Source organism: Pseudoroseicyclus sp. H15 (assembly GCF_054353345.1).
In genome coordinates this window covers 254,091-261,416 of record NZ_JBTHJE010000007.1, presented here as the reverse complement: position 1 = coordinate 261,416, position 7,326 = coordinate 254,091, and the positions used below count along the sequence as shown (strand labels likewise).

Sequence of the window (7,326 nt, the reverse complement as noted above, 5' to 3'; positions counted from 1 at the left end):
TAATGTCGCGCTTGCCGATGGACCGCAGTGCGGCACTGATCCGGCGCTCCGTGTTGTCGGTCGCGGTCATCGGGTCCAGACCGATCTGACCGTAGATCGAGATCTCCGCGTCATCGCCCTGGGCGGCTGCGACGACGGTCGGATCGAACGCATCCACCGTGTCCTCTGGGGCCTCGAACACCAGCGCCTCGGATTTCTGGAACGCCTTGATCTCAGGCAGCTTGCGGAGGCTCATCGTCATTTCCTTTCGGAAGGGTGGCCGCGCTGAGGCGGGGCGGCAGGTTGTCGCTATGCGGCAGATCCAGCCAGCCGCGCACCTCGTCGACCTCGAGGAAGGGTTGATGTCCGCCGGCCCCAAGACCCTTGGCAAAGAAATCGGCCTGGTCCTTCATCGAGCCGCGCAGAAGCGCCCCGGCGTTGAACTTGGCCTCGTAGAGGTCCTGCTCTTCCTCGGTCAGCAGGTCGCGCTCGATGGCCTGCTGCCAGGCCTCGAACCAGGGCGAGAGGCCGTAGCGTACGAAGAACTGGCCGAGCACATCGATGCCCGAGCCCCAGGAGGTGTCATCGACGGCCAGCAGCGGACGCGGCACGCCGAAGGGGCGGGCGATCTCTTCGATCTGCAGCTTGCGCTGCGCGGTCGCCTCGCTGTCCCGGCCGGACATGCCGCCCCCGTCGAGCTCCATCCCCTCCTCGAGGATCTTGGTGCGGTGGGCGTTGGACGCCCCCTCGTGCTCCGCCATGCTGTCGCGGAGCCGTTCGAAGGCTTCGGGCGAGAGCTTGCCCGGGTGCCGGAGCACCTGCCCCGCAATCACCCCCTGCCGGAAGAGCCGCGCCGAGGCCCGCTCGGCTTGCAGCGCCAGCCCGATCGCTTCGGCCGCCTGGCGCACGAGCGACAGGCCGGTGATGCCATCCTCGCTCATGCCGTAGCGCAGGTGGAAGATCTCCGAGCTGGTATAGATGGCTTCCGGGTGGCCATCCCGACGCACGCGGTACTCGAGGCTCCAGTCGGCCCGCTGCTTGACCGTCACGCGGGCATTGGCGATCGGCACCAACTGGATCACGCGGCGCCCGCTCATCACCTTCAGCGCGAAGGCGTCGCCGTCGATGAGGGCGCGCTGCTGCATGAGCGAGCGGAACTCGAAGGCAGTCTGCCAGGCATTGGGCCGGCGGTGCAGGAGGCGGAAGAGCGGATGGTCCGACGCCTTCTCGGCATCCGCCTTCCGATGCAGGTGAAGCGGCAGCATGCCGACCGCAAAACTGATCAGCGAGACGCAGCGCAGGACGGTGGTATTGCGCAGCGCCGTCTTCGCGTTGACCGAGGCCCCGGATTGGGTCTGGGTCCCTGCCCCGCCGCGGATGAACTCCAGCAGCCGCGGATCGTCGAGGCCGAGGAACTCGGCCCCCTCGCCGGCCATGGCACGCGGGCCGGCACCGGGCGCTGCGGCTGTTGGAGCGGGCGCAGACTTGAAGAGACCTAGGAAGCCCACGTCGTCAGACCACCAGGATGCCACGGGAGTCGTAGACGGACGGACCCTTCCCCACCGGATTGCGGGCCATGAGCTGGAAGGCGTTGAAGCCCGCAACGAGCGGGTCGATCTTGGCCTTGCCGGCCGCTTCCTTGGTCACCACGACGGCCGACCCCCTTTGCTCTGTCTTGGCATTGCCGAGAACCCAGTCCATCAGAGGCTGCCCGTAATGCCGGACCTTCCTGGCCTTCAGGGCCCGCTCCATTCCCCAGATCGCAGGCGAGAGCCGGTAGCCCTGCCCGATCGCCACCATCTGGCCGTCAGCAATGCCGAGCGCGTCGAGCTCATCGACGATGGCCGAGACGCCCGCCGGGTCGAGCCCGATCGCCGCCTTCTCGGGCAGGAGGTCCGCATCCAGCAGCCGGCCAACGATCTCGGCGATCTCCTCGATGTCGCCGGCGGGATTGTCCGGCCCGAGGAGGACGAGATCGCCGTCCTTCTCGAAGTCGAGCAGCCGGGCGGAGATCTCCTTGCGGCGCTCGAACACATCGGACTGTGCCCAGGCCCGGAACCACGCGATCCATTCGCTGGTCTCGCGATCCCGCCCGAAGACGGAGAGGCCGAGGAGGTCATCGAGACCGCCGCCATCGATGCCGACCACGGCCACCTCGACGCGGGCGATGAGCGCTTCGAGGGCGGCGAGCCCACAGGGAGCGTCTTCCTCGCGGCTGCGGCCCGTGCCGCAGAAGCTCGCGCCGGCCCAGTACTCGGCCCCGATCCAGCTGTCGCCCTTCAGGCCGACGCCCACCTCGACATTAAAATGCTGCGAGGCGAGCAGCGCCAGCGCAGCGGGGCCGTCTTCGGTCGCGGCGCGGAGCTGATCGGCCAGGAAGGTCCCATCGACCGAGACGCCGAGGTTGGGGTTCACGAGCCCCCAGGTCTCAGGATTGCGCCACTCCTCGGCGAGGTCGGGCGGCAGCTCGTAGAGCACCGGCAGGATCGGCAGCTCGATCTTGCCGTCGCGCACCGCCCGGGCTCGCGTCAGCTCGGCCTTGAAGACCCCCGCCGGCGGCTCCTTCGACTGCGTCGTGATCTGCATCAGGAAGCCATCGGGCCGCGAGGCCAGGGCGCCCCGGATCTCGATGAACACATCCGCCGCCTTCGACTTCTTGGCGAACTCATGCGTCTCGTCGATCAGCGTGTAGGTCGCCTTGCCGCCGGTGATAGCGTCGGTGTCCGCCGCCTTGATGGCGATCTCGGCTCGGCTCACCAGGTGGGTGATCGTCCGCATGTGCTCGCGGACGTGGAACAGCTTCTCCAGTTCGGCATCGGCCCGGATGATGCCCCAGGCCTGCTTGAAGGCAATTTTGGCGATCGTCATCGTCGGCGCGATCAGGAGGAGCTCCGCCTCGGGCCGCTCGTTGAGGATGGCCGCGGTGACAATAATTGCCGCCGCCATGGCGCTCTTGGCGTTCTTCTTTGGCACGAGCAAAAAAATCTCGCGCAGCATGCGCCGCTTGGTCTCGCGGTCGTAGGAGCCGAAGATGGCCCGCACCAGATCGAAGACCCAAGGCTCGCAAGCTTCCCCGTTGGTCGGCATGCCCGGCACGTCGGGGATGCGCAGCCGCTTGAAGATGCGCACGGCCCTCTCGGCCTCGGCCTCGAAGAGCGGCAGCGCCGGCATCGGCGTGCGCCGGTCCCGGATCATGTCTTGCCAGGCCGGGACGGCGGTACCCCAGGCGGCGGAGCGGACAGGCGCGCCCATCAGTGCGGCTTCGCCTGGGGCCCGAGATGCCCGAGGAGATCGTCGCCCCAGGCATCGCCGCCGGCGGACTTGGCCTCTGCCAGGCGCGCCGCCTTTTTGCCCGGCGCCACCGGCGCTTCCTCTTCGTCCTCGGCCCGGCGCTCGGCGATGTTGCGGTCGGCGGCGAGGCGGGCGTCGCGGTCGAGCATGTCGCGCAGCTGGCGCATGTGCGAGGCGCTGCCCTCTTCGATCGCGGCCCGCGCCGTCGTCGCGAAGATCGCCAGCTCCATCCGGTCGCGGGCCGTGTCGCGATCTTTCAGGGTGGCTCTAAAATACCGCTTCAGCGAGGCGTCGGAGATCCCGACGGATTTCGCGATGCGGGCGTTGCTCCAGCCGCGCACACAAGCAGCTTCGACCATGTCGCGGTCCTCCGAGGTCAGCTCCAGAGCCGGCCGCCCACGCTTGCCGTGGCGCTCCCTGACGGGATTGCCGAAGAGGTCGGTCTCGCGATCGTCCGAAAACTTCGTCATGGTGTGAAAAAAATTCTCCGCGTGGGGGAATGGTGCCGGTCTAGGCCGGATGGCCTCCCGGACTTTTGGGCCCCCCTCCCCCTCAGCGGCGGGCGGCGGCCTCTTCCCTCTGCTTTGCCCCGTCGTGGCAGGTCGTGCAGAGGCATTGCAGGTTGTCCTCATCCCAGAACAGCGCCTCATCGCCGCGATGCGGAATGACGTGGTCGGCGACGAGGAGCGAGGTGTCCGCCTCCAGCCTGTGGCACCGGCGGCAGGTGAAGAGATCGCGGGTCAGCACTTTCCAGCGAAGGCGCTGCCAGCGGCCCGTCTTGTAGAGGTGGCGCAGCGGGTTCGACCGCCGCTCCTCGACATCTCTCGGCAGAAAGCCCAGGCGCGCCGGCGCGCGGCGCAGATCGGGCTTGAGCGTCTTGAGCCGACCCATCAGGTCAGCGCGCGGTTCGGAATGTCAGGACATAGCTTACGCACTGGCGCTGCCGAGACCCGATCGGGGGAAGGCAGGCTGCGGACCGACCGGAGATATCCTGGTGCGATCTCTGCTCCTAGTGCTTTCATAGGTCGAAGCATCCAGTCAAGCCCTCACGCGCCGGGCATTCAGCGGATCAATGCGAACCTCGTGCACCCGTCCCAGCAAAGGGACCTCGGCCATCAACTGCGGGAGACCGTCCTCTGCTCGCTCGACGAGCCTACGATAGGTGGCAAACGTGCCAGCGAACGCGCCGCCGATTACCTCGACCACATCGCCAGCCACGTACTCTTCCACCCGCTCGCCAGCCTGGATCGCCTCCAGGCGCGCTGCGAAGTCGCGTTCGATCCCGGCGAGAGTGGGCGCGATCCCTTTCACCCAAGCTGACCGAGGCACCATCAGAAGTGTCTGGGCCACGTGCCGATGTTCGGTCACCACACCCCATTGCTCATCGGCGAGGTCCGGGAAGAACAGGTAGTTGGGCCAGAGCGGCGTGATAACCGGATCTGGCCACCGACGCTTCCCCTGGCGGATGGGCACCACCTGAAGCGCCAGTCTCACGGCGATCCCGGCCTCGCGAAGGTCGTCGGCAACCTCTTGCTCCCGGCCGGTCCGCGCATATCCGATCCATGCAGTCACGCCGCAGTCCCCTTCTCTCTCGCCAGCTCGTCGATCAGGGCTTCCGCCCAGGCGCGTTGCGCCTTGTAGGCGCGGGCCCATGCGACGTCGTCATCTGTCAGCGACCAGCCGCCCGCCTTGCGCTCTTCGATCAGGGCGAGGCGCCGGCCATTCTCCTGCGCCCGCTCCAGGATCAGCTGCCGATCGCCCGGCTTGTAGGGCGGAACCCGCTTGCGCTCGAAGAACTGCGCCGTCTCGACGAGCGTGCCCGCCGCCCGGGCGCGCGGCCCCTCGACCGAGGCGAACCAGCTGCGCAGTGCCGGTAGCTCGGCCAGCGGCCTAGGGCGGACGATTTGCGCCAGGCCCCGGAAGGTGGCCATCGAGGGCCAGATGTCGCGCTTGGCCCCATCCCCATGCACTTCGACCATGCGGCGCAGCGTCTTCAGATCGTCATCGCTCAGATAGGCCAGGTCGTCGGCCAGCCCGTCGAGCAGGCGGCCATGCGCCTCGGCATCCTCGCCGCGCTTCGTCCGGAAGCCGAGCGGCGCGTAGAGCAGACGCCGCACCCGGTCGCGGTTGGTCTCGGTCTCAGCCATGTCTTGCCCCTTTCTCAGCTTTTCGACGGCAGACGCGGGACGACACCGAGCCGCTCGAGCGCGGTGCGCTCGACGAGCTTCAGGGCCAGCATCCGATCGACGATCGTGTTGGTGAGGGCACTGACGGGAACGTACCGTTCCGCGGTGATCTGCTCGGCCCAGAAGCGGGCGCTGCCGTCGGCGTCGCCCTTATGGTTAGAATATGGTTTATCCTTATAGGGGGGTGTGGGGGGAAAAGCAGAACTGCCCCCTTTTCCCGGCAAAACTGCCCCCTTTTCGGACTCGCCAAAACGGGGCACCTCTGCCCCCTTTTCGCGTCCAGAAAACCCGGCAGAGCTGCCCCCTTTTATAGGCCGATTTAAGGGGGCAACTTTGCCCCCTTTTCCACTCCTCGGAAGCTCAACGATCCGCGCCCGGGAGAGGAAGTCGATACTGCCGAGATTGCCGCGCCCAGCCCCACTTCGACGGGTCCAGACGATCCATCCGGCCGCCTCCAGGTCTCCAAGGGATCGCTTCACGGAATCTGGCGACCGCCCCATGAGCTTGGCGATTGCGGCGGGCCCCGCGAAACACTCCCCAGTCCGGTGGTTTGCGAAGTCGAGCGCGAGCACCTGCGCCACCCGCGCAGCCCGGTCGGAGAGCTCAGAGTCGAGCCTCACCGCCTCCATCCACTGGAAACGCCGCGAGGGCCATTCCTCAGGCGTGATGGCGCGCAGAGCCGCGTCGCCGGTCATGCGGTCCTCCGATCCTGCGGTTCCTGCAGCACATCGAGGAGGGCCGCAGCCGCGCCGGGACAGGCGAGTTGCACCTTGAGCCGTCCGGCCAGCGCCTTGCCGTCGAGGCCGGCCAGCGAGGCGACCAGGTGGAAATCGCGGCTCCCGATCCAGGACGGGCTGACCCGGTCGATTCCGAGCGCGTGGGCCCGGGTGGTCATCTTTCGCCCAGCGGCGCGGTAGGCCACCGCGGCAATGCAGGCGCGCAAGACTGCGATCCAGAGCCGGCGGCAGGCTTCGGGATCCAGATCCGCCGCCGGAATGACAGGGTGGTCCGACTCGGGATCGGATTGAGCGTGGGGAAGGACGGAGGCCGTCATCAATGATACCTCGCACCCCGAGGAACAAGCTCGGCCAGCGCCGCCCGCACCTGCTCCGGTGAGGCGAGCAGATTCCGCAGGCGCGCCATCAGCGCCGGGCCGTCCAGCCCGGCCAAAGATGCAACCATGTGGAAGTCGCGCGAGCCGAGCCACCCCGAAGCTCCTACATGGCCGTCACCCAGCTCGCAGCGAAACGCGTCGGCGATGCCCGCGCGCAGGACCTCCAGCCAGAGCGCGCGAAGAGGATCGCGGCGTTCGGGTGCCGCGCCGGCCACCTGGAGCGCCGTCTCGCGAAGAACCACGTTGCGCCCATGGATCATTCGCCCGCCTCCACCATCGCCACCGCGCGGCTGGCGCAATCGATCAGGGTGCGCAGGCGCGCTGCGGTCGCCGCGCGCTCGGCTGGCGTCAGCGTGGCCCCGCCGGGGCCCTTCGGGTTGATGGCATCGATCAATGCCGCGGTAGCGCCGCCGCCCTGCATCGCGAGATCTCCAATCAGCTGCGGCAGCGAGACCTCCCGCCGGTGCTTGAACGGCGGCGGATCGTCCAGGCGGCCAGCCGCCAGACGCGTGAAGGGGTATTCGCCGAGCGCGTCCTCAACGACGATCAGCGCATCGACCGACACCGCGATCTGGCCCGACGCCATGCGGCTGATGGTCGAGGTCGTGGTGGTGTGCCCGCTGGCCTGGCAGACAGCCGCGGCGGCTTCTGCGCCGCCGAGGCGGCTGACGAGTTCGCGAAAGATGGCCGCGTGGGCCAATGGAACCGAAACCATCGTTAGACCCTTATTTGACGTAAGGGCAGCCTCTCGCAATA

The 7,326-nt window shown here is 67.9% G+C and carries 11 protein-coding genes; all 11 read right to left on the bottom strand.

What is annotated here, in order from left to right; translation table 11 throughout:
- A partial coding sequence (locus ACXN5S_RS17865) for a hypothetical protein (RefSeq protein ID WP_458606830.1) occupies positions 1 to 235 on the bottom strand: 235 nt, incomplete at its 3' end.
- Positions 213 to 1,415 (bottom strand): phage portal protein, encoded by a 1,203-nt coding sequence (locus ACXN5S_RS17860; RefSeq protein WP_458606829.1) that lies wholly within the window; start codon positions 1,413 to 1,415, stop codon positions 213 to 215. The genes ACXN5S_RS17865 and ACXN5S_RS17860, both read right to left, overlap by 23 nt.
- A gap of 76 nt (positions 1,416 to 1,491) precedes the next feature.
- The gene (locus ACXN5S_RS17855; protein ID WP_458606828.1) at positions 1,492 to 3,231 is read right to left on the bottom strand and encodes a terminase large subunit; all 1,740 of its coding nucleotides are present in this window, start codon (positions 3,229 to 3,231) and stop codon (positions 1,492 to 1,494) included.
- Positions 3,231 to 3,740, bottom strand: coding sequence for a hypothetical protein (locus ACXN5S_RS17850; RefSeq protein ID WP_458606827.1), 510 nt, complete (start codon positions 3,738 to 3,740; stop codon positions 3,231 to 3,233). The genes ACXN5S_RS17855 and ACXN5S_RS17850 overlap by 1 nt, the downstream gene beginning before the upstream one ends.
- Positions 3,741 to 3,822: 82 nt before the next feature.
- The gene (locus tag ACXN5S_RS17845; protein WP_458606826.1) at positions 3,823 to 4,161 is read right to left on the bottom strand and encodes an HNH endonuclease; all 339 of its coding nucleotides are present in this window, start codon (positions 4,159 to 4,161) and stop codon (positions 3,823 to 3,825) included.
- Between the two features lie 147 nt (positions 4,162 to 4,308).
- Positions 4,309 to 4,842, bottom strand: coding sequence for a transcription termination/antitermination NusG family protein (locus ACXN5S_RS17840; protein WP_458606825.1), 534 nt, complete (start codon positions 4,840 to 4,842; stop codon positions 4,309 to 4,311).
- Complete coding sequence (locus ACXN5S_RS17835) at positions 4,839 to 5,417, bottom strand: hypothetical protein (protein ID WP_458606824.1); 579 nt, start codon at positions 5,415 to 5,417, stop codon at positions 4,839 to 4,841. Before ACXN5S_RS17835 ends, ACXN5S_RS17840 begins: the two co-directional genes overlap by 4 nt.
- Positions 5,418 to 5,431: 14 nt before the next feature.
- Positions 5,432 to 6,151: a helix-turn-helix domain-containing protein gene (locus tag ACXN5S_RS17830; RefSeq protein ID WP_458606823.1), complete on the bottom strand. Its 720-nt coding sequence runs from the start codon at positions 6,149 to 6,151 to the stop codon at positions 5,432 to 5,434.
- The gene (locus ACXN5S_RS17825) at positions 6,148 to 6,510 is read right to left on the bottom strand and encodes a hypothetical protein (protein WP_458606822.1); all 363 of its coding nucleotides are present in this window, start codon (positions 6,508 to 6,510) and stop codon (positions 6,148 to 6,150) included. The genes ACXN5S_RS17830 and ACXN5S_RS17825 overlap by 4 nt, the downstream gene beginning before the upstream one ends.
- Entirely contained in the window at positions 6,510 to 6,830 is a 321-nt protein-coding gene (locus tag ACXN5S_RS17820; protein ID WP_458606821.1) for a hypothetical protein, read from the bottom strand. Before ACXN5S_RS17820 ends, ACXN5S_RS17825 begins: the two co-directional genes overlap by 1 nt.
- Positions 6,827 to 7,285 (bottom strand): hypothetical protein, encoded by a 459-nt coding sequence (locus tag ACXN5S_RS17815; RefSeq protein ID WP_458606820.1) that lies wholly within the window; start codon positions 7,283 to 7,285, stop codon positions 6,827 to 6,829. The genes ACXN5S_RS17820 and ACXN5S_RS17815 overlap by 4 nt, the downstream gene beginning before the upstream one ends.
- Positions 7,286 to 7,326: the final 41 nt, after the last annotated feature.